This window comes from Haloferax sp. Atlit-109R, from assembly GCF_003665865.1.
GTDB lineage: Archaea > Halobacteriota > Halobacteria > Halobacteriales > Haloferacaceae > Haloferax > Haloferax volcanii.
The window spans coordinates 34,975-59,633 of record NZ_QPLO01000002.1 but is presented as its reverse complement, the minus strand read 5'-3'; the positions used below and the strand labels follow the sequence as shown (position 1 = coordinate 59,633).

Annotated in this window: 21 protein-coding genes; 9 read left to right on the top strand and 12 right to left on the bottom strand. The window is 67.3% G+C overall.

From position 1 onward, the window contains the following. Positions 1-281 precede the first annotated feature (281 nt). The gene (locus DVK03_RS08875) at positions 282-569 is read left to right on the top strand and encodes a PadR family transcriptional regulator (RefSeq protein WP_004044685.1); all 288 of its coding nucleotides are present in this window, start codon (positions 282-284) and stop codon (positions 567-569) included. 14 nt (positions 570-583) lie between these two features. Here DVK03_RS08875 and DVK03_RS08870 read toward each other — a convergent pair whose 3' ends face one another. Beyond that, a complete protein-coding gene (locus DVK03_RS08870) occupies positions 584-1,852 on the bottom strand; it encodes an AI-2E family transporter (RefSeq protein ID WP_004061249.1) in 1,269 nt (422 codons plus the stop codon). A gap of 221 nt (positions 1,853-2,073) precedes the next feature. Between DVK03_RS08870 and DVK03_RS08865 the strand changes: the two genes are divergently transcribed. Beyond that, on the top strand, positions 2,074-3,426 hold the full coding sequence (locus DVK03_RS08865) for an aspartate aminotransferase family protein (RefSeq protein WP_115802761.1): 1,353 nt from the start codon (positions 2,074-2,076) through the stop codon (positions 3,424-3,426). A gap of 9 nt (positions 3,427-3,435) precedes the next feature. Here DVK03_RS08865 and DVK03_RS08860 read toward each other — a convergent pair whose 3' ends face one another. The 3 genes from DVK03_RS08860 to DVK03_RS08850 all read right to left on the bottom strand — a co-directional run bounded on the left by DVK03_RS08860 (position 3,436) and on the right by DVK03_RS08850 (position 6,477). Next, entirely contained in the window at positions 3,436-4,782 is a 1,347-nt protein-coding gene (locus DVK03_RS08860; RefSeq protein ID WP_115802760.1) for a transcriptional initiation protein Tat, read from the bottom strand. Positions 4,783-4,848: 66 nt separating this feature from the next. Continuing rightward, positions 4,849-5,829, bottom strand: coding sequence for a flap endonuclease-1 (gene fen, locus DVK03_RS08855; protein WP_115802759.1), 981 nt, complete (start codon positions 5,827-5,829; stop codon positions 4,849-4,851). Positions 5,830-5,856: 27 nt separating this feature from the next. Continuing rightward, on the bottom strand, positions 5,857-6,477 hold the full coding sequence (locus tag DVK03_RS08850) for a GNAT family N-acetyltransferase (RefSeq protein WP_115802758.1): 621 nt from the start codon (positions 6,475-6,477) through the stop codon (positions 5,857-5,859). 58 nt (positions 6,478-6,535) lie between these two features. On the opposite strand from DVK03_RS08850, the gene DVK03_RS08845 reads away from it, so the two are divergent. Both DVK03_RS08845 and DVK03_RS08840 read left to right on the top strand, forming a co-directional pair. Beyond that, the gene (locus tag DVK03_RS08845; RefSeq protein ID WP_006601566.1) at positions 6,536-7,117 is read left to right on the top strand and encodes a class I SAM-dependent methyltransferase; all 582 of its coding nucleotides are present in this window, start codon (positions 6,536-6,538) and stop codon (positions 7,115-7,117) included. Positions 7,118-7,138: 21 nt separating this feature from the next. After that, positions 7,139-7,555 carry a DUF3054 domain-containing protein gene (locus tag DVK03_RS08840; protein ID WP_004061238.1) on the top strand — a complete coding sequence of 139 codons (417 nt, stop codon included), beginning with the start codon at positions 7,139-7,141 and terminating at the stop codon, positions 7,553-7,555. 116 nt (positions 7,556-7,671) lie between these two features. On the opposite strand, the gene DVK03_RS08835 is transcribed toward DVK03_RS08840, so the two are convergent. After that, positions 7,672-9,039 carry an MFS transporter gene (locus tag DVK03_RS08835; protein WP_115802757.1) on the bottom strand — a complete coding sequence of 456 codons (1,368 nt, stop codon included), beginning with the start codon at positions 9,037-9,039 and terminating at the stop codon, positions 7,672-7,674. Between the two features lie 227 nt (positions 9,040-9,266). Between DVK03_RS08835 and DVK03_RS08830 the strand changes: the two genes are divergently transcribed. Together DVK03_RS08830 and DVK03_RS08825 are read left to right on the top strand one after the other, a co-directional pair. Beyond that, positions 9,267-9,515, top strand: a complete 249-nt coding sequence (locus DVK03_RS08830) for a hypothetical protein (protein ID WP_004044694.1) — start codon at positions 9,267-9,269, stop codon at positions 9,513-9,515. Positions 9,516-9,587: 72 nt separating this feature from the next. After that, the gene (locus DVK03_RS08825) at positions 9,588-10,586 is read left to right on the top strand and encodes an ornithine cyclodeaminase family protein (protein ID WP_115802756.1); all 999 of its coding nucleotides are present in this window, start codon (positions 9,588-9,590) and stop codon (positions 10,584-10,586) included. A 35-nt stretch (positions 10,587-10,621) separates the two neighbouring features. Here DVK03_RS08825 and DVK03_RS08820 read toward each other — a convergent pair whose 3' ends face one another. From DVK03_RS08820 to rqcH, 4 genes are all read right to left on the bottom strand, one after another. Next, the gene (locus DVK03_RS08820; RefSeq protein ID WP_115802755.1) at positions 10,622-11,692 is read right to left on the bottom strand and encodes an mRNA surveillance protein pelota; all 1,071 of its coding nucleotides are present in this window, start codon (positions 11,690-11,692) and stop codon (positions 10,622-10,624) included. A gap of 71 nt (positions 11,693-11,763) precedes the next feature. Beyond that, positions 11,764-12,459: a DUF4013 domain-containing protein gene (locus tag DVK03_RS08815; protein ID WP_008605286.1), complete on the bottom strand. Its 696-nt coding sequence runs from the start codon at positions 12,457-12,459 to the stop codon at positions 11,764-11,766. Positions 12,460-12,526: 67 nt separating this feature from the next. Beyond that, on the bottom strand, positions 12,527-13,234 hold the full coding sequence (locus DVK03_RS08810; protein WP_006601571.1) for a DUF4013 domain-containing protein: 708 nt from the start codon (positions 13,232-13,234) through the stop codon (positions 12,527-12,529). A 180-nt stretch (positions 13,235-13,414) separates the two neighbouring features. Beyond that, positions 13,415-15,523, bottom strand: a complete 2,109-nt coding sequence (rqcH, locus tag DVK03_RS08805; RefSeq protein WP_115802754.1) for a ribosome rescue protein RqcH — start codon at positions 15,521-15,523, stop codon at positions 13,415-13,417. A gap of 108 nt (positions 15,524-15,631) precedes the next feature. On the opposite strand from rqcH, the gene DVK03_RS08800 reads away from it, so the two are divergent. The 3 genes from DVK03_RS08800 to DVK03_RS08790 all read left to right on the top strand — a co-directional run bounded on the left by DVK03_RS08800 (position 15,632) and on the right by DVK03_RS08790 (position 19,109). Continuing rightward, a complete protein-coding gene (locus DVK03_RS08800; protein ID WP_115802753.1) occupies positions 15,632-16,984 on the top strand; it encodes a hypothetical protein in 1,353 nt (450 codons plus the stop codon). Between the two features lie 289 nt (positions 16,985-17,273). Beyond that, positions 17,274-18,578 (top strand): dicarboxylate/amino acid:cation symporter, encoded by a 1,305-nt coding sequence (locus tag DVK03_RS08795; protein WP_013035604.1) that lies wholly within the window; start codon positions 17,274-17,276, stop codon positions 18,576-18,578. An 87-nt stretch (positions 18,579-18,665) separates the two neighbouring features. Continuing rightward, complete coding sequence (locus DVK03_RS08790; RefSeq protein ID WP_004061227.1) at positions 18,666-19,109, top strand: GNAT family N-acetyltransferase; 444 nt, start codon at positions 18,666-18,668, stop codon at positions 19,107-19,109. Positions 19,110-19,115: 6 nt separating this feature from the next. Here the strand turns inward: DVK03_RS08790 and DVK03_RS08785 are convergent, their stop codons facing one another. From DVK03_RS08785 to DVK03_RS08775, 3 genes are all read right to left on the bottom strand, one after another. Then, the gene (locus DVK03_RS08785; protein ID WP_004061225.1) at positions 19,116-20,339 is read right to left on the bottom strand and encodes a mechanosensitive ion channel family protein; all 1,224 of its coding nucleotides are present in this window, start codon (positions 20,337-20,339) and stop codon (positions 19,116-19,118) included. A 179-nt stretch (positions 20,340-20,518) separates the two neighbouring features. After that, positions 20,519-22,177: a tRNA uridine(34) 5-carboxymethylaminomethyl modification radical SAM/GNAT enzyme Elp3 gene (locus DVK03_RS08780; protein ID WP_115802752.1), complete on the bottom strand. Its 1,659-nt coding sequence runs from the start codon at positions 22,175-22,177 to the stop codon at positions 20,519-20,521. Positions 22,178-22,305: 128 nt separating this feature from the next. After that, positions 22,306-24,537 (bottom strand): DHH family phosphoesterase, encoded by a 2,232-nt coding sequence (locus DVK03_RS08775; RefSeq protein WP_115802751.1) that lies wholly within the window; start codon positions 24,535-24,537, stop codon positions 22,306-22,308. Positions 24,538-24,659 lie beyond the last annotated feature (122 nt).

The window sequence follows — 24,659 nt, the reverse complement described above, 5'->3', positions numbered from 1 at the left end:
CGGAACTGTCGAGGAGTTCCCTCGACCGGCGGGATTTTCGTTCCGAACAGCCATGCCTTGTTCATTGATAACAATTAACAATATTGTCGCGCAAACCACGAGAGCCGTCCAGTTGTGGACATATCCAGTCCTCGAAACGGACACTCCGGAATACTAGTAAGATTAATAACATAATCGCGTCCAGAAGATTTCGGAGACTGGCGCGGTTTCGAGGGTGAATCGTCGGTCGAGGCCGATATGCTTATCTGAATTAGACAGTAACATACGAGTCGAATTTACCGATGTACGACCTGACAGGATTCCAGCGAGACCTGCTGTACGTCATCGCTGGTCTCGAAGAGCCGCACGGACTCGCCATCAAAGAAGAACTCGAAGCCTACTACGAAAAGGAGATTCACCACGGGCGGCTCTATCCCAACCTCGACACGCTCGTCGAGAAGGGGCTGGTCGACAAGGGCCAGCGCGACCGCCGAACCAACTACTACACGCTCACCCGCCGCGGTCGCCGCGAAATCAAGGCCCGCGACGAGTGGGAAGCGGAGTACGTCCCCGAAGACTTCGAGGCGTGAGCGAACGACCCGAGCTACCCGTCGACGCCGGCGTCGGACGGAGACCGCGAGTCTCGGCCTGACCTCGTCTCGTCCCGGTCGGTAAACGTCTCCGGAACGTCCGACTCGCCCTCCGACGACCGTTCGGTTTCGGCTGGCTCTCGCTGCGTGTCGTCCGCCTCGTCAGCGGTTAGCTCCTCGACCGGCGGGCCGTCGACCAAGTGCCCCGGGTCAACCATGTACGGCCGAATCGGTTTTCCAGCCAAGAGCTCCGGCAGGACGAGTCGGGCGAAGTTCACGAACAACACGAGTATCATCGGCATGAGGAAGATGCCGTACCAGCCGAAAAGCAGCGGGCCGAACGTGTACGCGAGCATCACGGCTCCGACGTGGAGGCTCCGACCGGAGACGTACGGCCGGAGCACGAGGTCCGGAATCGTGTCCACGATGACGAACGAGACGGCGGCGAAAAGCAGGACGAACCAGAGTCCGGGCGGGTTCGCAATCGCCGCTTCGAGTCCCATGTAGCCCGCGATGGGGACGTAGACGAGCTTCATGCCGACGACGGGGATGAGGCTCGCCACGCCCGCGAGCAGTCCGATGAGCGCCGGCGCGGGGATGCGGACGCCCGTCGGCGCGAGGACGTTCAAAAGCGAGTACGCGATGACGCCGATGGTGCCCGTGAGGATGGCGTTGAGGATGTTGCCGAAGAAGATGTTGTTGAAGTCGCGGTCCACGCCGCGCATGTAGGCTTCGAGGATGCCGTGGTCGTCGGCGAACATCGACTGGCCCCACCGTCGCAGGCGGTGGCCGTCGCGGAGGAGGTAGAACGCGAACGCAATCATGACGAACAGGTGAATCGCACCGACGCCGAGGAAAGCGAACGTGTTGGCGGCGACGCTCAGCGAGTCGAACACCGAGCCGAGCGCCTCGGGCGTCAGCACCGACCGGAAGTCGTACTCCAACAGCGCCTGCGGGCTGGCGATTCCCTCCAACAGCGTCGGGTCGATGCCGTAGGCTTCGAGGTCGATGGGCACCTCGTCCGTCGAGAGCCGGTCGGCGTACCGCAGGAACTCGCGGAGGGCGATGGTCGCGGCGTAGACGACGAGGCCGAGCACGGGAAGTGCGAGGGCGAAAAGCGCCACGGCGGCCGCGAGGCTCGGAGGCCTCACCCGGCGACGAATCCGCCGGTAGATGGGCCGCGTGGCGTAGTAGATGAAGAGCCCGAAGACGAACGTCCCGATAAAAGAGTAGACGACGTAGGTGAGCGCGCCCGCGAGGACCAACGCGAGCGACCACCACATCGCGCGGGAGCGCTGGATGTCAGGGAGAGCCATACCCAACCACGGACGCGGAGGCATCAAAAGCCTATCGCGGGAGCGACAGGTCACGACGGAACGCCGTCACGACCGGCCGCCGAAGCCGTCGGTTCGCGCGGCGAAACCGACCGACTCGACCGAGGGGCGGCCGATATTGCATCAATAATAACGAACATCTTAACTTATGTGTCGCCGTACCGAGGCGCATGGACCGAGAGACGGCGGTGCCACGCGTCGATTCGATGCCCGGCGAGAAAGCGCGCGAGTGGGTCGCGTACCACCACGAACACGCCGCGCCGAGCACGTACGTCTACGACTTCGTCTGGGACATCACCGCGGAGTCGGAAGGCCCCTTCTGCACCGACGTCGACGGCAACGTCCTCCTCGATTTCACGAGTCACGTCGCGGCCGCGCCGCTCGGCTACAACAACCCGAAACTCACGGACCGCATGGCCGAGTTCGACCTCGTGGACCCGACGAAAATCGCCGGCCAGGACTTCTACGTCAGCGACGGCTCCGCGCCCGGCGAGGAGCGACTCCCCGGTCCCGCCGCGCTCATGGACAGACTGACCGACCTCACGAGCCACTACGGGATGGACACGGTGTTCCTGTCGAACTCCGGGGCCGAAGCCGTCGAGAACGCCATCAAAATCGCCTACGACCACGCCGACGGCGCGAAGTACGGCGTCACCTTCGAGGGCGCGTTCCACGGCCGCACCCTCGGCGCGCTCTCGCTCAACCGATCGAAGTCAGTCTACCGCCGCAAGTTCCCCGAGGTTTCGGGCGTCCTCGACGTGCCGTTCTGCGACGACCGGACCTGCTCGCCCGAGACGTGTTCCTGCGGCTTCTTCCCCGACGCCGACTCCGCCGTCTCCAAACTCCGACAGAAGCTCCACCCGAAGACGGGCCACATCGACGCCGACGAGGTCGCCTACGTCATCGTCGAACCGATACAGGGAGAGGGCGGCTACCGCTTCCCCTCCGACGCCTTCGTCGAGGAACTCGCCGCCGTCGTCGACGACTACGACCTGACGCTCATCGCCGACGAGATTCAGACCGGCGTCGGCCGCACCGGCGAGCTGTGGGGGTCGGACCACTACCCCATCGAACCCGACATCATCACCGGCGCGAAGGGCCTCCGCGTCGGCGCGACAATCTCGAACGACGAGATATTCCCCGACGAGACCTCGCGGCTCTCCTCGACGTGGGGCGCTGGCGACATCGTCTCCTCGATGCAGGGCGTGTTCACGCTCGACGCCATCGAGGAGTACGACCTGCTCGACAACGCCGTCGCCCGCGGCCGGCAGTTCATCGAGCGACTGCGCGACGACGCGCCCGACACCGTCGTCGACGTGCGCGGCAAGGGCCTGCTGCTCGCCGTCGAGTTCGACACCAACGAACGCCGCGACGCCGTGCAGGAAGCGGCCCTCAAGCGCGGCCTCCTCACCCTCTCGTGCGGCTACAAGGTGCTTCGAATCCTCCCGCCGCTCGACGTGACCGCCCGCGAAATCGACCTCGGCGCGACGATGCTGGTAGACGCCATCGAGGACGTGTCGTAACGCGGCCGGTCAGGTCGCGTCGCGGTTGACGACGGGTTCGACCACGTTCCCGAGTTCGCGCATCATCCCGGCACCGACGAGGTAGTACACCGCCGATTCGACGCGCTCTTTCCACGCGGGACCGTCGCCCATTTCGAGACTCACGTCGCCGGCGCGGATTCGACTCGCCGCCTCGCTGGCGACGATGCCCGCGATGGGTGAGTCGTATTCGTCGCGCGTCGCCCGAAAGTTGCGCATCGCACGGCGTTTCGCCCGGAACGACCGACCGGAGTCGTAGTCGGTGTCGCCGGGGTCCACGTCGAGGGCGTCGAGCGCGAAGTCGTGGGCACGCCGCGCGAGGAGGGCACGGGCGGTGTCGACGAACTGCTTCGCGGTCAGTCCGCGCTCGTACTCTCCGACGTATCTGGCGTCGTTGTCGAAACAGAGCGTGAACAACTCCCACCGGGCGGCCCCGTAGGGCGTCGATTGGTCAAGGTCGCGCTCTTCTTCGATCGTGGTCCGCACCTCGCTTCGGCGCGGGTACTCGTCGATTCGAGTCCAGAACGCGTCGATGGCGTCAGCGAGTCGGTCCCGGTATGGAATCGTGTCGGCACCGAGGTTCGATCGGTACTGCTCGCGGTGGTAGCGGGCGGTCCGGAGGCGCTGTTGTGCCTGCAACTGCGAGCCCCACTCGCCGGCGAAGTCGTGTGCCGAGTAGTTCATCGACTCGCCGCCGTCCGAGTCGCCCCAGCCGACGGTCAATCGCGTGACTGAGAGGAGTCGCTCGATTGAGTAGAGAAACGCGAGGTCGCGGCCGGGGTCGGAAACGCGGTACTCGGAGACTGACGCGGCGAGGTCGTCAATCTCCTGTTCCAGTTCGCGGCCGCGCTCGACGAGGAACTCGGGGTCGTCGTCTCCGAGCGCGATGGTCGCGTAGCCGACCGTCTCACCGGCGTACTGAAGTCCGGTGGTCGCAGACCTGAGTCGGTGGCGAGCGTTCCGTTCCTCTTTCGCGGATTCGAGGTGGCCGCCGGCGGGCGACCCGCGGAGGTGAAACCGCATATCCTCGTCTACCGAGTCGAGGTCGACCTGCGAGCGCAACTCCTCGGCACGTTCGACCACAGATTCGAGGTTCGCCACCGCCGCGTCGGCGTGTTCGTCGCTCACCGGCGGCTGCCAGACGTAGTTACTCGACGGGTCTGGATACACCGTCGTCAGCCAGTCGGTAATCGGGTCCGGAAGCCACGTCGGCCTGAACCAGCCGATACCGCCGACCGCGCCCGCGCCGCCGACGAGGCCGAGCAGTTGGCGACGCGAGAGCGAGGAGCGTTCATCGGAGGGAGAGTCGTCCGCGGGAGGGGCGTCGTCGGGGGACACACGCCGGAGTTCCGAACCGCCCCGTGTAAACGTGTCGGCTGGCTGTCTGCTCGGGTCGAACGCGGCCTACGTCCAGCGGTCGAGACCGGTCTGCGTGACCGATTCCTCGATGCGCTCGAAGCCGCGGCGGACCTCCTCGGGGTCGACCTCCCACGTCTCGGTGACGAACTCGCGGGCGGCGGCCACGTCGGGGTCGATGTCGGTGTCGTAGTCGTAGTCGTCGGTGACCGGCGGGTCCAAGAAGAACTCGCGCACCCGGTCGGCGTTGGGGATGGTGTCGCCGCGGGCTTCGAGGACCGACCAGAGGTCGCCGTGTTCCGTGACGAGTTTCACGGCCGTCTTCGGGCCGATTCCCGTGATGCCCTCGTTGAAGTCGGTCCCGCAGAGCATGGCGATGTCGACGAGTTGCCCGTGGGTGATGTCGTGTTTGTCGAGCGTCGCGTCGAGGTCCATCAGCTCGGGGTCGCCCTTGCTCGTGAGCTGTCGGAGCGTGTAGGGTGCGCCGAACAAGAGGGTGTCGTAGTCCTCGCTGCCCACGTAGTCGGCATCGCCCGTGCGGGCCATGTAGGACGCCTGCGCCTCGCCCTCGGCGGGCGCTTCGACCACCGGCACGTCGAAAAGCGAGAGGAGTTCGCGGCTGGTGTCCTGAATCGTCTCGGTGAGCCGCTGGGTCCGGGCTTCCATCCGGGCGGCCTCGACCGAGTCACCCGCTTCGCGGGCCGCTTCGAGGCGTTCTTCGGCCTTCTCGCGCTGCTCGCGGCGCTTGGCCACCTCGTCGTCTTTCATCTCGGTGACGCCGCCGTCGAAGACGAAGACGGGCGTCAGGTCGTGTTCGAAGAACTTGGGGAGTCCCTGGACGATGCCGACGAGGTTGGCGACCTCCTCGCCCTCGCTCGTCGTGTACGTCTCCGAACTCGTCCACTTGACCGTCGTCGTGAGATAGCGGTACAGCCAGTTGTGGGCGTCGACGGCGACGACGCTCCCGGACACCTCGTCGAACGACACCTCGGAGAGCGCGGCGAGCGTCCGCAGGTCTGCGTTTCCCATTTGCTCGGCTTTCGGGGGCCGAGGGTTTCAATCGTCCGAGTGACCGGCGTCGATTTCGGGGGGTTCAACTCCTTCGCGCGCCGCGAGAAACGCCCGCTCCGGGTCGTCGAGGTCGCGGGCGCGATAGCGGTCGAGACCGGACTGGTACGCCTCGCGGGAGACCGCCGCGGGCGCGCCGGCGGGGCGCTCCAGCACCAACTCGGCGACGCCCGTTTCGCGGCCCGTGAAGCCGAACCCGGCCTTGTGGCACGCCTCGTAGGCGAAGGGGTTGTTCGCGGCGATGCGGACCGTCTCGTAGCCGCGGTCGGCGGCGGCGTCGCAGGTCCGGCGGAGGAGGTCGGGACCGAGTCCGTCGCCCCGGCGGTCCCGCCAAACCGTGACGTACCGGAACCAGAGCGTCGTCGGGTCCGTCCGGTCCTCGTTGAACGCGACCGCGGCGACCACGTCCTCGACCAGCGGCGGCAGGGAGTCGGGGCCGCCGGTCGGCGCGGGTCGGTCGTCGTCGAGGGGCGGCAGGGACTCGTCGGGGTCGCGGAGCACCGTCTTGCCCGTCGCCGCGGTGACGAACTTCCCCGCGTAGGCGAACCGCCGGTAGTCGAGGCGGAGTCGCGGCCCGTCTTCGGGCCAGCCGAGCAGGTCAAACTCCATGGCCGAACTGGGGCCGCCGCGCGCAAGAACCTTCCCCGGCGGGGCCGTGGCGTCTGCCATGCACGGCGCTGGCGACGTTCGGTTCTTCGACCGCTTCGCACCCGTCTACGACCTCGTGATGCCGCCAGCCGACCCCGGCGCGCTCGAAACGGCGCTCGACCGCGCCGACCGGGATGTCGAGCGCGTCGTCGACATCGGCGGCGGCTCCGGGCGGGCGACCCTCGCGCTCGACGTTCCCGAGCGAATCGTCCTCGACCGCTCGGTCGGGATGCTCCGCCGGGCGCGCGGGCGGGGCCTCGACTGCGTCCGCGGCGACGCACGGGGACTCCCCTTCGCTGACGACGCCCTCGACGCCGTGACCGTCGTGGACGCCTTCCACCACATGCCGAACCAACGGGGCGTCGCCGAGGAGGTCTTCCGAGTGCTCGCGCCCGGCGGGGTGTTCGCCGTCAACGAGTTCGACCCCGAGACGCTCCTCGGCCGGGGGCTGGTCGCCGCCGAGCGGGTCGTCGGCTTCGGGTCGGCGTTCGCCGCGCCCGACGAACTCGTGCGCTTTCTCGAACGCGTCGGGTTCGAGGCCGCCGTGGTCGAACGCGGCTTCGAGTACACGGTGGTCGGAAAAAAGCGGGAGAGCCATTAGGGGGGCGACGAATCCACGCCTATGGCAACCTCGACGTCGTTCTTAGAGGAGCGACTCGATGCCGGGGCGTTACCCATCGCCGTGGGCGACGTGCTCGCCATCTTCCTCCTCGTCACCGTCGGCGTGATTCAGCACAACGGAGTGTCGTACCTCTCGGCCGACCCGGTCGGCTGGGTGCTCACCGCGGTCCCGTTCCTCATCGGATGGCTCGTCACCGCTCCGCTGTTGGGCGCGTACTCGCCCGGCGCGGCGGAATCAGCGAAATCGGCCGTCCCGCTCGGCGTCCGCTCGTGGCTCGCGGCGACCGTCGTCGGCATGGCGATTCGCTGGACGCCGCTTTTCGAAGGCGGCGTCGAACTCACGTTCGTCGCGGTCATGCTGGTGCTCGGCTCCGTCGCCCTCGGCGTCTGGCGGACGCTGTACTTCAAGCTCGTCTGAGCGTCGAACGCCGAGCGCCGAGTTCGGACCCCTCGAACCGCACCGGAGAACCGACCGAAACCGTATTTTCTGCCGGCCGTCCCCCCGAACCGGAGGGCCTCCCGCTCGACCCGGTGTCAGGCGGGCGTCGGCCGCCGTCGCAACAGCGTCACGCCCAGGAGCGTCGCGGCCGCCGCGAACCCCGCGAGGACCGCGAACAACGCCGTCGAATCAGCGACCGTGAGGATGTAACCGGCGATAGCGCCGCCGAGCGCGCCGACGCCGAACACGCCGAGGTAGGTAAAGCCGTAGGAGAGCCCTCGAAGCCCGGCGGGCGTGTACTCCGCGACGGTCGCTTGGTAGAACGGCTGGACCATAAACAGGAAGAAGCCGAGCAGTGCACAGATGGCGAGAAGCGGGCCGACGCCGAGACTCGCCACGGGGAGGAAGGCGATGGCGATGACGGCGAGCGCGCCGAAGCCGGCGACGATGCCGCGCTCGGTCCTGATGCGGTCGGTGAGCTTGCCGCCGACGTACTGCCCGAAGACGCCGACCGTCAGGAGGCCGGCGTAGACGAACAGTTCCACGTCGAGCGTCGGCGCGCGGCCGACCGACCCGGAGACGAGGCCGGCGGGCAGGAGCGCCGACACCGGAATCGGCTCGATGCCGATGACCGAGCCGAGGAGGTCCGGCAGGAACGTCGTGACGCCGCGGTAGTAGAGCCCCGAGAACATCACGAGCGCGAAGACGAGCGCGAAGCCGCCGGCGAAAAGGTGCTTCGACTGCGAGACCAGTTCCGCGAACGACTCGACGCCCGCGCCGGCTTTGCCGTCGCCGCCGGTGTCGCTATCGCCGGCGTCACCCCCCTCACCGCCGTCGGCCGCGGCGACCGCGGCCTGTTCTTCGAAGTTGGCGCGGGTGGCGAGCGCGGCGGCCGCGAGCGCCGGGAGCGCGAGCACGCCGGCGACGAGATGCCAGTCGAAGAACAGCAAGAGGAGCGCGGTGAGGAACGGACCGAAGCCGATGCCGATGTTGCCGGCGATGCCGTGGTAGGCGAAGCCGGTCCCGCGTTCCTCGACGCCGGTGCTGATGAGGCGGAGTCCGGCGGGGTGGTAGACGCTGGCCGCCGCGCCCCAGACGAGGAGCGCGAGCGCGACGACGACGAGGTTCGGTGACAGCGCGAGCAGGACGAACGACCCGGCCATCCCGAGGAGGCAGGCGACGATGAGGCGCTTGGAGCCGACGCGGTCGACGAGGATGCCGCCGGGGAGCGCCCCGAGCCCGAACAGCGCGAAGCCGAGGCCCGTCATCACGCCCAGCGAGGCGGTCGTGACTGGCACCGTCGCGAGACCGAGGTCGATACTCGCGAACTCCCCGAGCCAGATGGCCACGAAGATGGGGATGGACAGTTCGTACGTGTGGACCATCCCGTGGGCGAGCATCACCAACGCGACGATGGAGCGGTCGTTACGGTTCACGTCTCCGGCCACGGTACCGACTCCCATAACCGTGTGGAGTTCCGGCAGGCGACGCGCGCACCGAGCCGGCTGTTCGACCGGGAAGCACAACCCACAGTATCGGATTTGTGATATTCTCCGAAGGAACCAATCCGACGCAGTCATGCGATTATCTATTCATAAGTTATAAGAACGTTATTGAGAAGCCACAAGGAGAATATCAGTCATCTATGGGAAAGAATTATACCACTTACGTCCGTAGTATGGTATATATTATGACCGGATATTACGACTACATTCTTGGGCTCATCCCGCTCGCACTCCTCGGCATCACCGGCACGCTTACCGTCGCCGGGTTGCAGTTGACCACGGCAGTGCCGATGGCTGCGGGCGTGGCCGCGCTCCTCACCGGCCACGCGCTCTTCGTGAACGGGCCCTCGTCGCCGTCTCCGTCCCGCCTCAACGAACACGCCGGTCCCAACGCCGCTGACGCGCCTTCTCCGTCGGTCCTCGACGCCGACTAACCCCCATCGCACGCCCGCCCGGCCGGTTCGCCGGCCCGCAGGGTTTTGACCGCAGGTCTCGTTTTTCCGACCATGACAGCGACGTTGTTCCTCACGAGCGACGAGATTAGCGGACTGGCGACGCCGGCCGAGTACGTCGAGGCCGTCCGCGAGGGCTACCGACAGCGCGGCGAGGGCGCGCCGGCCGAGCCGCGGACCAAGCTGTTCAACCGCGAGCCGCCGGGCATGCTCACCTCCTACGCGGCCGTGTTGCCCGAGACGGGCGCGATGGGCGGTTACATGTACTCCGCCGGCTTCGGCGCGGAGGACGCGTGGTTCATGACGCCGCTTTTCGACGCCGAGAGCGGCGAGCCGCTGGCGCTCCTCGACGGCGCGAGCATGAACCCCTTCAAGACCGGCGCGGCCGGCGGCGTCGCCGTCGACGCGCTCGCCCGCGACGACGCCTCGACGCTCGCGCTCATCGGGAGCGGCGCGCAGGCCCGCGGTCAGCTTCGGGCCGCCGCGGCCGTCCGCGACCTCGACAGCGTCTGGGTCTACTCGCCCACCAAGGAGAGCCGCGAGTCGTTCGCGGGCGAGATGGACCGCACGCTCGACGCCAGCGTCGCGGCCGTCGCCTCCAGCGCCGCGGCCGTCGAGGGCGCGGACATCGTCGTCACGGCCACGACCGCCACGGACCCGGTGTTCGACGGCGACCTGCTCGAACCCGGCACGCACGTCACCGCGATGGGCCAGTACCACCCCGAAAAGCGCGAACTCGACGAGACGACCATCGAGCGCGCGACGTACGTCCCCGACCTCCGCGAGCGCGCGACGATGGACGCCGGGTCGTTCCTCGCCGCCGTCGAGGCCGGCGTCGTCGACGAAGACTACATTCACGCCGAACTCGGTGAGGTCGTCGCGGGCGTCGCCGCCGGGCGCGAGGACAGAGAAGAGATAACCGTCTTCGACAGCGGCGGCACGGGCATCGAGACGGTCGCCGCGGCCCACATGCTCTACGAGAAGGCGCGCGAGGAGGGACTCGGGACGACCATCGACTTCTCGCCGGCGAGCGAGTCGCTCACCGGGCAGTAAGCGTCCGCGGGCCGGTCACATTCTCCGGCGTGCGGCTACTGCAATCGGTACCGGAGGACCGCCGCGATGCCCCCGAGGTTCTTCAACTGCTCGCCGGGCTGGAACTCCGCGGAGAACACGGTGACCTCGCCGCCCTTCTGTTCGACCGAGTCGATGATGTCGTTGACGTCAACGTCCCAGTCGCCGTCGCCCTGTCGCTCCGCGCGGAGCCGCGAGTCCAGAAGCAGCAGGTGTTCGACCGCGCCGAACTCCGCGGCCTCCGCGACCTGTTCGACGCCGTAGGCCGCCTTCGCGCCCGTCGAGATGTTCTCCATCAGTTCGTCGATGAGGTTGGCCTCCTCGGCGATGCGGGTCTGTTTCTGCACGTCGTCGACCGCGCCGCGCTTGAGCACCTCGTGGACGCCGCGGTCGCCGACGCCGGCGGTGTCGACGGTCGTGACGATGGTCTCCGCGACCGCGGGGAAGTTGTTCTCGAAGTAGTCCATCGCGTCGTTCTTCGTGAAGCCCGGCCCGGCGAGGATGATGGCGTCCACCTCGAGGTGCGACAGCGCGGACCCGAGTTCGTCGAACAGTTCGGACCGCGGGCGGGCGTACTCGCCTTTCCCCGTCGGCTTCGTGAGCGAGGCGTACTCCTCGGTGCCGTACTGGGCGACGGTGTGGATGTAGGCCGCGCCCTCCTCGACGGTGGCGATGGCCACGTCGGGGTTTTCCGCGGCCTGTTCGGCCGTCTCGATGCGGTCTATCTGGTCGGCCTTGAACTGTTTCTCGATGGTTATCTCGGCACGCTCCTCGACGTTGAGGGTGTGGTGGTGGCCGAGTTGGTCCTCGCGGGAACAGGAGACGATGACGCCGCCGACGCGCAGGCGGTTGGCGAAGCGGGCGAACTCCACGTCGTCGACCTCGATGGTGACGTTGAGGTGCTCGCGCTCGCCGCCGGTGTCCCGCATCTGCTCGTCGTCGCGCTGGATGCGGCGGGTGGTGTCGCCGGAGACGAGGTCACCCGGTTCGAGGACGTACGAGAGGTGCCAGAGGTCGTCGACGTTCTCGGGGACGAGCGTGATTCGCTCGCGCCCCTCCTCGCCGCGACCGCGGCTCGAAATGCGCATACACGTCCGGTCGTCGGGGAACGGAAAAGAGTCCTGCTATCGCGGGCCCCCGCAATCGCAACCGAGCTACCCTACCATCCGGTCGACTGCCGGCCCTTACCGGTGGCGTCGGCGAAGCCGCGCGCCCACAGGTAGTACGTCATCACCTGCACGTAGAACAGGACGAAGAAGCCGACGACGATGGCCGAGAGGAGACCACCGATGAAGCCGAGCACGACCGTGACGACGAGCGCGAGCAACCACGCGACGGCGTACTCGCCGGTGAACGCGCCGGAGAGGATAGTGCGCACGTCGAAGCCGGCCCCGAGGTTGCCTTCGATGGCGAAGTTCGCTCCGGCGGCCGGCCCGATGTAGGCCGCGAGGAGTCCGAGCACGAACACGAGGAGGCCGAGGACGAGCGAGGCGATACCGAGCCCGACGCCGCCAGCGGAGGACGCCGCCGCACTCCCCGTCGCCGCCTCGGAGACGGTGAACGTGCCGATGCCGATGATGACCGAGAGGAGTATCGCCGGGACGATGGCCACTAACGCCCAGACGAACGTCACCACGAACAGCTTCAGGCCGTCGACGAACAGTTCGCCCCAGTCCGTGAACGAGGGCGCGGCCCGCTCGCCGTTCGCGGCCGCCCGCATCGCCCTGACGAAGTAGCCTTGGAGGATAATCCCTGGGAATATCAACACAGAGAGCAGCCAGAGAACCCCGCCGATAATGGTCGTCGCAACCCAATCGTCGCTTCGTTTGAGAAACCACAGCGCGTCGGAGAGCATACCGTTGGGGTGTCGCGGCGCTATCGGCTTAGATATTCCGTCGAAAATTCGAATTCTCGCTGATAGTTCAGACGGCGGGCTGCTCGCCCGGCGTCTGGCCTTCGTCCATCATCTCGACCTCGTGGAGTTCGCCCCACGTCTTGCCGATGATGTAGTAGGCGGCGACGGCCGCGTAGAACGTCACGAACGCCCCGACGACGAAGCCGAGAAGCGGGATGACGTTCAGGACGCCGACCACGATAGACGACGCGAACAGCACCGCGAAGGACATGAGCCACGCGGTGGCGTACTTGCCCGAGGTCAGGATGGGCCGGAGCGTGCCGATGTCGAACGCCGCGCCCATGCGGTCGGTCTCGGCGTAGTTCGACAGCGCCGCCGGGATGAGGTACGCGGCGAGCAGGCCGAGGACGAACGCGAGCAGGAGGCCCACGAGCGCCACGATGCCGCCGACCGCGCCCGCGGCGTCGGAGCCGCCGGCCGCCGCGCCGACGATGCCGGCGAAGCCGAACACGCCCGCGATGATGGCCGGGACGAGCGCGTAGACGAACGCGATTGCGAAGCCTTTCACGCCGTCTATCGCCATCTCACCCCAGTCGTCGAACACCGGGGGCTCCTCGTCGCCCTTCATGGTCGCGCGAACGACCCGAAGGAGATAGCCGATGACGAGGAACGTCGGGACGATGAGGACGCTCAACAGGCCGAGGACGCCGCCGATGAGGACCGTCTTTACCCAGTCCTCACCGTTTCGAAGGTAATTGAGTGATTCTGAAATCATGATGTTTCACCGAGCGCCACCACCCACTCACCGGCCGTTCGGCCGCGTGAGAACCGCGGGTTGACACGCGCGCTCGATGCAACATTACGACGAGAAAGTATATAATCTTGTACCCGAGGTATCCGAATAATTGACTATTAAGCCGTCTAACGCCCGATTACCCGAAGGCGGCGGCGACGTTCACTCGTCGACGATATCGCTCCCGCCCGGCGGGAGGAACTCCTGAATCTGGTCGGGTGACGCGATTTTTCTGACGAACGACTTGTCTGCGAAGCGCTCGCGGAGCCGACGATAACACAGTTTCGCGGCGTCGTTCTGGGCGTACTGCCCCGGGGTGAGCGTCAGCGTCGTCTCCGCGCGCGTCTCGATTGCCGACGGCGGGCCGCCGATGACGCGCGTCTCGTCTTCGCACTGGATGCCGACCGCGACCTTCGCGGGCACGTCCTCGAAGTACTCGCGGTCGCCGCGGACGACGAAGCTCCCCTTTTCGATGTACTCGCCGGATTCGGGCGTCTTCGACACCTGCGACGGCTCGACCATGTAGGCGTCGTCGGCGAAGCGGCCCTCCTTCCAGATGGAGGAGTACGAGACGGCGAACTGCGCGGCCTCGCGGAGCGTCTCCTCGGAGAAGTCGACCGCTTGGGCGGGCTCGCTCGGCCCCGTCGCCTTCAGGAGCGTGACCGGCCCCCCGTGGGCCTGCGTGTGGAAGAAGCGGTCGTGCTTGCTCATGTACTTCTTCACTAACTCCTCGTTTTGGTCGGCGTTGCGGCCGCCGACGACGAGGTAGCCCGTGGAGGTGTGGAACCAACGGAACCGCTCGAACCAGTGTTCCGTGGACTTGACGGGCACCGAGTCGAGCGCGAGCCAGTCGGTCTCCTCGGGTTCTTCGTCCTCGTCGTCTTCGTCGTCGTCGCCGTCGTCGGCCTCCCACTCGTCGCGGCGCTTCTTTACGGCCGCTAACTCCTCGCGGGTGTCCTCGATGGCCGCCAGCGCGCCCTCCTTTTTCTCCTCGATGCGTTTTGCCTCGGTGTAGAGGCGGTCTGCGTTCTTCTCGACGCCCATCGACACGTCGAGGGTGACGGTCGCGTCGTCGAGGTCGACGGTGACCGTGCCGTTCGCGCCGTCGACGTTCGTGACGGCCTCGGCCTCGGGGATGCCCTGTTCGGCACCCTCTTCCAGCGTCGCGGCGATGTCGTCCCACGGGACGCCCTCCTCGCGCGCGCCGCGGACGGTCGACAGCACGTCGTCGACGAGGTCGTAGTTGGCGTACAGCAGTTCGGCGCGCTCGCGCTCGTCTTGGGCCTGCTGTTCGAAGCCCTCGATTGCGCCCTCCTGCTGGTCGATGATGCGCTGCTGTTTGGCGATTTGCTCCTCGAAGTCCGGGCGGTCGGAGGTCGCCTCCTGCTCGTCGGCGGTCAAATCGAGCCGGAAGAAGTACTCGTCGAGCGCGTCGTTGAACGTGTCGTAGGCCTCCTCGTCGAGCCCGGCGTTCTGGTGTTCGCGCAGCGGGAAGGGCGTCACGTCCACGACTTCGCCGTCGTCGTCGAGGTAGAGCCGCGGGTCGAACTCCCCGGCGCGCACCTGCTCGCGGAGGTCGACGATGGCGTCGTAGATGTCGTCGTAGTCGTCGTCGGTGGCGTCGGCGATGTCGAGGGTCTTCTCCACGCCGGCGCGGGTACACAGCTCCTCGGCGTAGAGGCCGCCGAGGTTCAACTGGGTGGCGAGCGTCCGCACCACGTCGGTGTCGGACTGCTCCATGTTCCGGCCGAGGGCGTCGCGGCTGACGGTGAGGGGGTCGAGCCGCGAAGCGGGGTACTCGTACTGCGACCCCGGCGCGACCGTCCGCGACTTGAGTCGCACCGTCTCCAGACTGCGGACGACTTCGCCCGTCTCGTCGAGCACCGCGATGTTGCCCTGTCCGAACAGCTCGACGACGAGTTTCGTGTTCTCGTCGCCCCGCTCGAACGTGAACGTGAGGATGCGGTCGAACTCGTACTGCTCGACGCCCGCGAAGTCGGCCCCGCTGAGCCGGTTTCTGAGCATCATCGCGAAGTTCGGCGGCCGACCGGGGGCGTCCGGTACGTGCTCCTGTGCGGCGAGGTGCGCGCGCTTTATCTCGCCCACTTCGAGGAGGAGTTCGAGCCGTCCGCGGTCGAAGTCCCGCATCTTGAGGCGAAGCAGGTCGTCGCCGTAGAGGTACGCCTTGTCGACCTTCGCGCCCTCGTACCGGTTCAACTCGGTGACGAGGGCCGCGAGGTCGACGCTCGTGAGTTCCCGCTTCGGATCCATGGACTCGCTTTTTGGCGGCGAACGAAAAGGGGTGTCGTTTCCGCGAATGCGACGCCTCCCCGACTCGGGGAGAAGATACTTATCAATAACCCTGAATATTGTCGGTGAATGCGCTCTCGCACCCTCGCGCTCGTCACCCTCGCCCTCCTCGTCGCGCTGGCCGGACTCCCCGTCGGAAACGCCCCGGCCGAAGCGCGACCCCCGCCAGAGGCCGTCTGCGGCGTCTGCGGCGAGGCGTTCGAAGAAGCGGGCGACGCCGCCGGCGTCCCGCTCACGGTCGAATCGAGCACGCTCCGAGTCCGCGTCAACGACGACCGGAGCGGGACGTGGACCGCCCGCGTCGAACTCGACGACGACTCGGCCGCGACGTTCCGCGAGAACCCCGAACAACTCGACCGCGTCGTCCGCGGGACGTTCGACGACTACCGCGTGTTCACCGACGACCGCAGACGCCTCGAAACCCGGATGGACGGCGACACCGCGGTCGTGACCTTCGAGGTGCCCGAGATGGCGTCCCGCGGCTACGGCGACGTGCTGGTCGTGGACTACTTCCACGACGACGGGGTCAGGGGCACCGTCTACGTCGACGCCGACCGGTTCACTGTGACCGGTCCCGAGGGGTCGTCGCTCCTCACCGCGCCCGCCGAGACGCGGACCAACGGGACGGCCGCCGTCTGGAGCGCCGCCGACGAGGGCGCGTCGAGCATCGGGAGCCAGACGTACCTCACGTTCGGCCCCGACGCGGGGCTTGCCACCACGGCCGCGGCCTACGCCAGCCTCGCCGCCGACTCCGGCCCCGGCGTCCTCACGAACCTCGCGTGGGTCGCGGTCGTCCCGACGCTCGTGCTCATCGTCGGCGTGCTCCTCGTCCGGCAGTTCGACCGCCGGTTCGACGACGAGCGCGGCGCGCGGCGCTTCGGACCCCCCGTCGCGGCACTCGGTGTCATGTGGGGGCTCTGTCTCCTCGTCGTCCAAGCCTTCTCCGGGAGCGCCGCCGCGGTGGCGTGGCTCCTCGCCCTCCAACTGGTCGCGCTCGGCGTCGTCTCGGCGGCCCGCCCCGAGGCGCTCGGGTTCCGCCGCCTCGTCGCCGCCGCCGTCGGCCCGCAGGTCGCGCTCGCGGTCGCCACCGCGATTTCGATGCCGGGGGCGAACCCGTGGGTCTCGTTCAGCGCGTTCGCGTTGGCAACCGCCATCGTGTTGTTTCTGCCCCTCGGCTACGCGGCCCGGCGCGGCGGGAGCACGCGTTTGCTGTCGCTCGCCATCGTCGCCGCACCCACGGCGTTCGCGCTTCCGATGGTCCCCGTCGGCGGCTACGGCGTCCTGTTCGTCGGCGTGCTGCTCGTCGTCTGGGTGCTGGTGACGCTCGCAACCGGGTCGCTCGTCTACCGACTCGGCTGGGCGCTCGGCGGACGGACCGGCGACCGTCGGCCGTCCGGTGGGACCACCGACGCGGCGACGTGACTGGCGGTGGTGTCACGGTCCGACGGGGTCGCGTACTGGGTGCTCCCCCCAGCGAATCGCCGGGCGAAGCAGCAAATTTTGTGCATAGCTACGAAGCGTAGTCGTATCCGATACCGACGGTGGAGGTTTCGATGCGAACCGGGCCGACGCGGAACCACCCGTCTATCGGCGGTCTCGCCCCTGAAACGTCAGTGTACGGGCAGTAACGCGACGGTCGGTGACCGTTGTAGATAGGCGCAGGAGCGATGGGGAGAACTGCGTTTTTGAAAAGGGAAGCCGTTGCTGGGGTATGTTCGGGACAGTACGAACCGTGTGGGACGAGTATCGCTCGGTCCCACTCATCTATCGTATCTTCGTTGCGTTCGTCGCCGGGTCGGCGGCGGGTATCCTCTTCGGGGAACGGATGGCCGTGGTCAGCCCGTTGGGCGAGCTGTTCATCCGGTTGCTCAACATGCTCATCATCCCCATCATCGTCTTCACACTTCTCTCGGGGATTCGCCAACTTTCGCCCGCTCAGCTGGGGAAAATCGGCGGCTCGACGGTCGGGCTCTACGCGGTGACGACGACCATCGCCGGTCTCATCGGCCTCGCCGTCGCGAACATCCTGCAACCGGGGCGAGGAGTCGAGTTTCTCGATGCGGAAGCCAGATCGCAAGCGCCACCGTCGCTGACAGACGTTCTCCTGGGAATCGTCCCCAGTAACCCCGTGACTGCGCTGGCCGAGGGGAACCTGTTGGCGACAGTCTTCTTCGTCATCACCTTCGGCATCGCGCTCACGTACGTCCGAGCACGGCAGGATGACCTCGCCGAGACTGTCGATTCGATTTTCGCTGCCTTCGAAGTCGGCACGGAAGCGCTGTTCGTCATCGTCCGCGGTGTCCTCGAATACGGTGTCGTCGGTATCTTCGCGCTGATGGCGTCCGGTATCGGCACCGAGGGCATCGGCGTGTTCTCCTCGCTCGGTGAGTTGGTGCTGGCCGTCGCTGTCGCCGTCGTCGCGCACATCGTCATCACGTATCTGTTCTTGCTGATGGGACTGGTGATGAACGTCTCGCCGGTCGCGTTCCTCGCCGGCGCGAAAGACGCGATGGTGACGGCGTTCGCCACCCGTTCGTCGAGCGGGACGCTCCCCGTCACGATGCAGAACGCAGAGGAGGACCTTCGAATCGACGAGCGTGTCTACTCGTTTGCGCTCCCGGTCGGAGCAACCGCAAATATGGACGGGGCTGCGATACGACAGGCGATAACCGTCGTGTTCGCCGCAAACGTCGTCGGACAACCGCTCGTGCTCTCCGAGCAGGTGCTCGTCCTTCTGGTGGCGGTGTTGATTAGCATCGGGACCGCGGGCGTCCCCGGTGCGGGGCTCGTGATGTTGACTGTCGTCCTCACGCAGGTGGGGCTGCCGCTGGAGGTCGTCGGGTTCGTCGCCGGTGTCGACCCGATTCTCGGTCGAATCGCGACGATGAACAACGTCACCGGCGATTTGGCCGTCTCGAGCGTCGTCGCGAAGTGGAACGACGCAGTCGACTTCGACGACGGGGTGTGGGCACGGTCGGCAGACGGGCTCCGGGATATCGTGTCGTCGGCAGACTGACCGTCCCAGTGTGACGCACCCCGGTCGGGCGTCAGTTCGCGCGGCCGCTCCGAAATCGTCAGGTAGCGCCCCACGAAACGTCCGACGATGACCAACAGTGACGTTCGCGTCGCCACCGGCGACGCAGAACGCGACGACGCCTTCGGCGTCCGCAAGGCCGTCTTCGTGGACGAACAGGGCGTCGACGAGGAACTGGAGTGGGACGAACACGACGACCCCGACGCCGAGGCGGTCCACTTCGTCGCCTCCCGCGACGGCGACGCGGTCGGCGCGGCCCGACTGCGCGAGTACGAACCCGGCGTCGGCAAAGTCGAGCGCGTCGCCGTCCTCGAATCGGCCCGCGGCGAGGGCTGGGGGCGGCGACTCATGGAGGCGCTCGAAGCCGAGGCGCGCGAGCGCGGCTTCGACTCGCTTCTCCTCCACGGGCAGACGACCGCCGAGGGGTTCTACCGCGGCCTCGGCTACGAGACGACGAGCGACGAGTTCGACGAGGCCGGCATCCCGCACGTCGAGATGCGGAAGTCGCTGTAACGACGCCTAATCCTCCGAAACCGACGTCTCGACCGGCTGACTGCGGCGGTCCTCCCGTAACTGGAAGCCGTCGGCCTCCTCGCGGGCGAGCAGCTCGCGCTGCGGGTAGGGTATCTTGATTCCCTCGCGGTCGAAGGCGAGTTTCACGCTCCGAAGCACCTCGGCTTTCGCCTGCGCACGGCGCGGGGCCGAGGGGCTCGTAATCCAAAAACGCAGTTGGAGGCCGATGGCGGAGTCACCGAACGTCGTCGGCATCACCTGCGGCTTCGGTACCCCCTCGACGAACTTGAGGTCGGAAAGCGCCTCCTCGGCCACCGACTCGGCGCGTTCGATGTCGGCCTCGTAGTCGATGCCCACGTCGAGGCGGAGCCGGAGGCGGTTGCGCTTCGTCCGGTTCGTTATCTTCGCGTTGGTCACGCGGTCGTTTGGGAAGACGACCGTCTCGCCGTCGGCGTTGCTCAGGCGGGTGTTGATGATGGTGATGTCGGTGACGATGCCCTCGGCGTCGTCGATTTCGACCCAGTCACCCAGTTCGAACGGTCGGGAGAACATCAGCACGAAGCCCGCGATGAGCGACCCGAGGGTCTGTCGCGCGGCCATCCCGACCACGATACCGAGGAAGCCCGCGCCGACGAGCAGGCCGCCGATTCTGACCTGCCAGACCGTGAGCGCCGCCATCCCGACCGCGAGGAGGACGACCAGTTGGAGGACGCGGAAGACGATGCCCTGCTGGTGGGCGTTGATGTTGTCCGATGCGGTCGCGTACGAGTCCAGTTTCTCTTCGAGGACGTTCGTCCCGACGAGCGCCCCGGCGAACAGCGCGACCGTGGCCCCGAGTTTGGCGGCGTTCGGCACCGCGACGGCGAGCAGTTCGGTGAGGTCCGCGGCGAGGCCGGTGTAGCCCCAGAGGAGCAACAGCGAGAGCGCAGCGCCGACGAACACCGCGAGTTGGAGCGTCCGGACGACGACCGTCGCGGGAAACAGCCACGCCGCGTCGGTGACGGCGTCCGGGACCCGCGGATGGGCCAACACCCGCGTCCGGAGTTCGGCGGTCGCCCGCGAGACGAGCCGCGGCGCGAGAAAGACCGCGATACCGAGCGCGAGCGCGACGAGCGCCGCCGAGATACCGAGTCGCTCTTCTGTCGAAACGAACTGTGCGAGCGTCGAGCGGAGGTCCTGAAGCCACGTCGCCGCCTGCCCCGAACCCGCCGCACCCCCCTGTGGTGCCATCCTACCGTGTGCGATGGGTCAGACAGTAAAAGCGTGACGGAGCGACACTCAGGAATGAGAATCGGCAGGAGAGCGCTCGTCGGCTACAACCGCTTCGACACGTACGGCCCAGTCCCACCTTTTTCCGAGACTCGCTTCGCTCGTCTCGCAAAAATCTGGACCAAAAATCCAACTATTCCCTACAGCCGCTTCGACACGTACGGCCCGTCCTGATGGTAGCCGAGCTTCTGCTTGTAGTACTGCCGGACGCCGATACCCGAGATGACCGAAATCTTGTCGTAGCCGGCGTCGCGGGACAGTTCCTCGGCGTGGGCGAGGAGCTTCTTCCCGTAGCCCTTGTGCTGCCAGTCGCCGTCGGCACCGATACCCGCCTCGGAGCCGTAGACGTGGAGTTCGCGGACGAGCGCCGCGTCCTGAAGCTCGCGGCGGACCGGATTGCCGGGGAATCGGAGCCGACAGAAGCCGACCAGCAGGTCCTCGACGGGGTCTTCGAACGAGATGAAGTGCTCGGTCCCGCCGGCGACCTCGTAGGTCATCACGTCGAGTTCGATGCGTTCCGGGTCCGGGTCGGCCTCGTTCATGCCGACCTCGCGGGCGCGGATGTCCCGCTGGACGATGCCGCGCTCCTCGGCGCGCTGGGCGGCCAGTTGCCGGAGGTTGGACTTCCAGACGCCGGCGTCGATGAAGTCCGCGGGGATGTCCCGCTGGACGCGCTGGAGGCGTGTGTACTTCGGAATCATGCCCATGACCTCCGCGACGATGTCGGCGGCCTCCTCGTTGTTCAGCGGCTCGTACTCGTCGCGCCGCCACATGTCGTAGGTGACGGTGTCGCGGACGATGAGCGTCGGGTAGATTTTGAGGTAGTCGGGCCGCCAGTCGCTGTTTTCGAACAGCTGACGGAAGTCCTCCAGACACATCTCCTTGGTCATGCCCGGCTGACCGGGCATCATGTGGAAGCCGACCTTGAACGCCGAGTCGCGGAGGCGGCGGTTGGCGTCGATGGAGGCCTGCACGCCGTGACCGCGGTGCATCTCGCGGTTGATGCGCTCGTAGGTCGTCTGGACGCCGACTTCGACCTTCGTCGCGCCCAAATCGAGCATCCGGTCTATCTGCTCGGGGTCGCACCAATCCGGCTTCGTCTCGAAGGTCGTCCCGATGTTGCGGATGTCGTTCGTCTCGTTTTCCGCGATGACGTCCTCGATGTACTTGAACTCGACATCCTCGGGGTCGGGCTTGAACGACCGGTCTTCGGCCGGTTCGGGCTCCTTGTCGAGGTCGTAGTCGTTCATGGCTTCGAGCGCCCGCTTGACGAACCACTCCTGGTAGTCGTGGCTCCGGGCGGTCATCGTCCCGCCCATCAAGATGAGTTCGACCTTGTCCACGGGATGGCCGATGTGCCGAAGCTGTTCGAGGCGGAGCGTGACCTGCCCGTAGGGGTCGTAGTCGTTCTGGACGCCGCGGGCGGCCGCGGGCTCGTGACCCGTGTACGACTGCGACGAGGAGAACTCGCTGGCTGGCCCGCCGGGACAGTAGAGGCACTTCCCGTGGGGGCACATGTGCGGCGAGGTCATGATGGCGACCGGCGAGACGCCGGAAGCGGTGCGGACGGGCTTGCGCTGAACGACCTCTTTGACCTCCTCGCGGCGGTCCTCCGGGGCGTACTGCAGAATCTCGGCGTTCTTCGGGACTTTCGGCGAGGAGTGTTCCGAACAGGCGTCGAGCTTTGCCGATTCGAGGTCGTCGCGGTCGACGTCGCCCGCGAGGATGCGCTCGACGAGCGCCTCGCAGGTCCGCTCGAACGCCTCGGACTCCGTCTCGGTCTCGGCGCTCACGGCCACACCTCCCGTTCAGCGACGTGGTGGCGGTTCATGGGCGCGAATCGGGTCGTTTCGTGGATAAGCGTGTCGCTCGGGAGGCTAGAATAGGGCCCTCCGTCGAACCGCGCGAGGAGGAGTCTGGATTCGGCTTAGAACTGCTCGGCGGCGGCGTCGAGGACGGCTTCGAGCGCCTCGTCGCGCGCGCCGGTCAGGAACTCGATGCGACCTTCGCGGATGCCCGCGGCGGCGAGGCCGGCGGCGGGCGCTTTCTCGGCGGCCGACTCGACGACTGCGCGGAGGTCGAGGTCGCCCGTGGCGCGGAGGTAGAGTTCGTCCATGCCGAGCGCGACGGTCACGAAGGCGTCGCCCTCACGGGTGCGGCGGTGGAGTTCGTCCACGAGCAGGCCCGTCGGCGGGAAGTCGAAGCGGTGACTGTAAGCGTCGGAGTCGAGGACGGCCGCGGAGATGGCACCGACCTCGCGGCGTTCGAGGTTCGCCTGCGCCGTCTCGATTTCGTCTTCGAGCTTGATGCGGAACTGCTCGGAGACGTGGCCGGCGAGGCCCTCGTCGGCGTCGAACAGCAGGTCTGCGATGAGTTCGCGCTTGTCCTGATACGACTGGTAGTAGGCTTCCAGCGCGACGGCCTCGCGGAGTTCGCGGACGCGGTCGGCGTCGAAGCCGTGCGATTCCGCGAGGTCGAGGTACTGCTGTGGGCAGTTCTCCCAGTAGCTGACCGCGGGGAGGTGCGACACGTCGTCGCGCACGTCGTCGTTGACGGCGACGGAAAGCGTGGAGGCGAGCGCACCAACCGAGAGGTCGCGGGCGTCGGCCCCCTCGCGGGCGGGGTTGACGAGCACGTCGACTTCCGCGGCGACCTCGTCGTCGGCGGGCGCGGCGTCGACGACGACGCGCTCGGAGCCGTAGACGCCGAGCAGGCCGAGACCGTCGAGGGACTCGGCGGTCGAACCGGCACCGAGGAGAAGCACGAGCGGGAGCTTCTCGTCGTGGCGGTCGCGGTCTTCGAGCATCCGCGTCACGTCGTTCGTGGCGGCGTCCATGCCGTAGACGGCTTCTTCGAGCGGGCGACGGGTGAAGTAGTGGTACTCGGCGTCGTCGCGGGGGTGCTCCTCACGGATGAGCGGGAGCACGGCGCGCTCGACGGCCGCGCCGGCGACGTAGCCGTCGGCGGTGGCCGTGTGGCGGACGACGATGGGGCGCGATTCGAGGACGGCGCGGCGGATGGCCTCCGCGGCGTCGAGCAGCGACTTGCCGACGGCGGCGACCGGCTCGTGGGCCGCGAGGGGCGCGACGGCGTCCGGGCGGGCCTCGTCCGAGAGGGCGTCCGCGAGGCGCTGGGCCACGGTGTCGGCCTCGTCGCCGTCGAGAATCGTCAGCTCCTCGGTCTCGATTTGGAGTTCGCCGCGGCGGCGCTCGACCTCGCCGTCGATGCGGACGTAGTCGCCCACTTCGACTTCGGGGTACGCGCGGACGCCGGCCTCGACGAACGCCGCGCAGTCTGCGATGGCCGTCTCGTCGCGGAGTTCGAACACCGTCGGGCCGCCGGTCTGGCGGACGCTGGCGATTTCGCCCTCGACGCGAATCACGTCGCCGACGCGGTCGTCGATGCTGGCGAGCGTCACGCGCTCCGCCTCGTCGGCGTCGTCAGCGTCGGTCTCGACTTCCTGCTCGGCGTCGACTTCGGCGTCCTCTTCGGACTCCGAGTCGCTCTCGGGCTCACTCTCCGGCTCCGCGTCGGCTTCCTGCTCGGACTCGCCGTTTGCGGCGATGTCGTCGACGACGTCGCCGGCGGTCGGCGCGCGGTCCTCGTCTCCGGCGTCGGACTCGGACTCAGGCTCGGACGCGGCGTCCTGCTCGGGTTCGGCTTCGGGTTCGGCTTCCTGCTCGGACTGCGAGTCTGCGTCGGACTCGGAGTCGGCGGTCTCGGACGACGTGCTCACGCCGGCGGGCTTCGTCGTCTTGCCCGTCTTCGGGCGCGTCTTGACGGTCGTCGGACCGCCGCTCTCGGCTTCCTGCTCGACGGGCTGGCCGTCGGCGTCGCCGTCGGGGTCGTGGATGCGAGCGCCGCGGAACTCGGAGTCGGACTGGCGAATCGACCAGCCGAGGTCGATATTGCCGTTGTCGCGGACGTTCTTCACCTGAACGAACACCTCGTCGCCCGGCTCCCAGTCGAGGGATTCGAGGCGGCGGTCGAGTTCGCTGCGGTGCAGTAAGCCAGTCACGTTCGAAGCGAGGTCGACGAAGACACCGAAGTCGGCGTAGCCGTCGACGGTGCCTTTGTAAAATCGGCCGGGGACGAGCTGGTGGGGGCTATTGCCCCGGAATTCGAACCAGACGTCCTCCTCGTGCGTAATCCAATCCATTGCGTTGAGCAAACAACCCCTAACTAAAACGATTGTCGAAAAACGCTCAGAGAAGATTCGCGCGTTCGCGGGCGAGAAATCGCCGCTCGGTCGGTCGAAGCGGGCGAAATACGGGCCGGTTC

Coding starts and splice junctions, on each gene's coding strand:
- DVK03_RS08830 (WP_004044694.1), top strand. CDS start 9,267: ATGACCGGATATTACGACTACATTCTTGGGCTCATCCCGCTCGCACTC.
- DVK03_RS08835 (WP_115802757.1), bottom strand. CDS start 9,039: ATGGGAGTCGGTACCGTGGCCGGAGACGTGAACCGTAACGACCGCTCC.
- DVK03_RS08820 (WP_115802755.1), bottom strand. CDS start 11,692: ATGCGCATTTCGAGCCGCGGTCGCGGCGAGGAGGGGCGCGAGCGAATC.
- DVK03_RS08845 (WP_006601566.1), top strand. CDS start 6,536: ATGCACGGCGCTGGCGACGTTCGGTTCTTCGACCGCTTCGCACCCGTC.
- DVK03_RS08870 (WP_004061249.1), bottom strand. CDS start 1,852: ATGTGGTGGTCGCTCGCGTTGGTCCTCGCGGGCGCGCTCACCTACGTC.
- rqcH (WP_115802754.1), bottom strand. CDS start 15,523: ATGGATCCGAAGCGGGAACTCACGAGCGTCGACCTCGCGGCCCTCGTC.
- DVK03_RS08785 (WP_004061225.1), bottom strand. CDS start 20,339: ATGGCACCACAGGGGGGTGCGGCGGGTTCGGGGCAGGCGGCGACGTGG.
- DVK03_RS08815 (WP_008605286.1), bottom strand. CDS start 12,459: ATGCTCTCCGACGCGCTGTGGTTTCTCAAACGAAGCGACGATTGGGTT.
- DVK03_RS08865 (WP_115802761.1), top strand. CDS start 2,074: ATGGACCGAGAGACGGCGGTGCCACGCGTCGATTCGATGCCCGGCGAG.
- DVK03_RS08800 (WP_115802753.1), top strand. CDS start 15,632: ATGCGCTCTCGCACCCTCGCGCTCGTCACCCTCGCCCTCCTCGTCGCG.
- DVK03_RS08825 (WP_115802756.1), top strand. CDS start 9,588: ATGACAGCGACGTTGTTCCTCACGAGCGACGAGATTAGCGGACTGGCG.
- DVK03_RS08795 (WP_013035604.1), top strand. CDS start 17,274: ATGTTCGGGACAGTACGAACCGTGTGGGACGAGTATCGCTCGGTCCCA.
- DVK03_RS08790 (WP_004061227.1), top strand. CDS start 18,666: ATGACCAACAGTGACGTTCGCGTCGCCACCGGCGACGCAGAACGCGAC.
- DVK03_RS08875 (WP_004044685.1), top strand. CDS start 282: ATGTACGACCTGACAGGATTCCAGCGAGACCTGCTGTACGTCATCGCT.
- DVK03_RS08840 (WP_004061238.1), top strand. CDS start 7,139: ATGGCAACCTCGACGTCGTTCTTAGAGGAGCGACTCGATGCCGGGGCG.
- fen (WP_115802759.1), bottom strand. CDS start 5,829: ATGGGAAACGCAGACCTGCGGACGCTCGCCGCGCTCTCCGAGGTGTCG.
- DVK03_RS08775 (WP_115802751.1), bottom strand. CDS start 24,537: ATGGATTGGATTACGCACGAGGAGGACGTCTGGTTCGAATTCCGGGGC.
- DVK03_RS08850 (WP_115802758.1), bottom strand. CDS start 6,477: ATGGAGTTTGACCTGCTCGGCTGGCCCGAAGACGGGCCGCGACTCCGC.
- DVK03_RS08810 (WP_006601571.1), bottom strand. CDS start 13,234: ATGATTTCAGAATCACTCAATTACCTTCGAAACGGTGAGGACTGGGTA.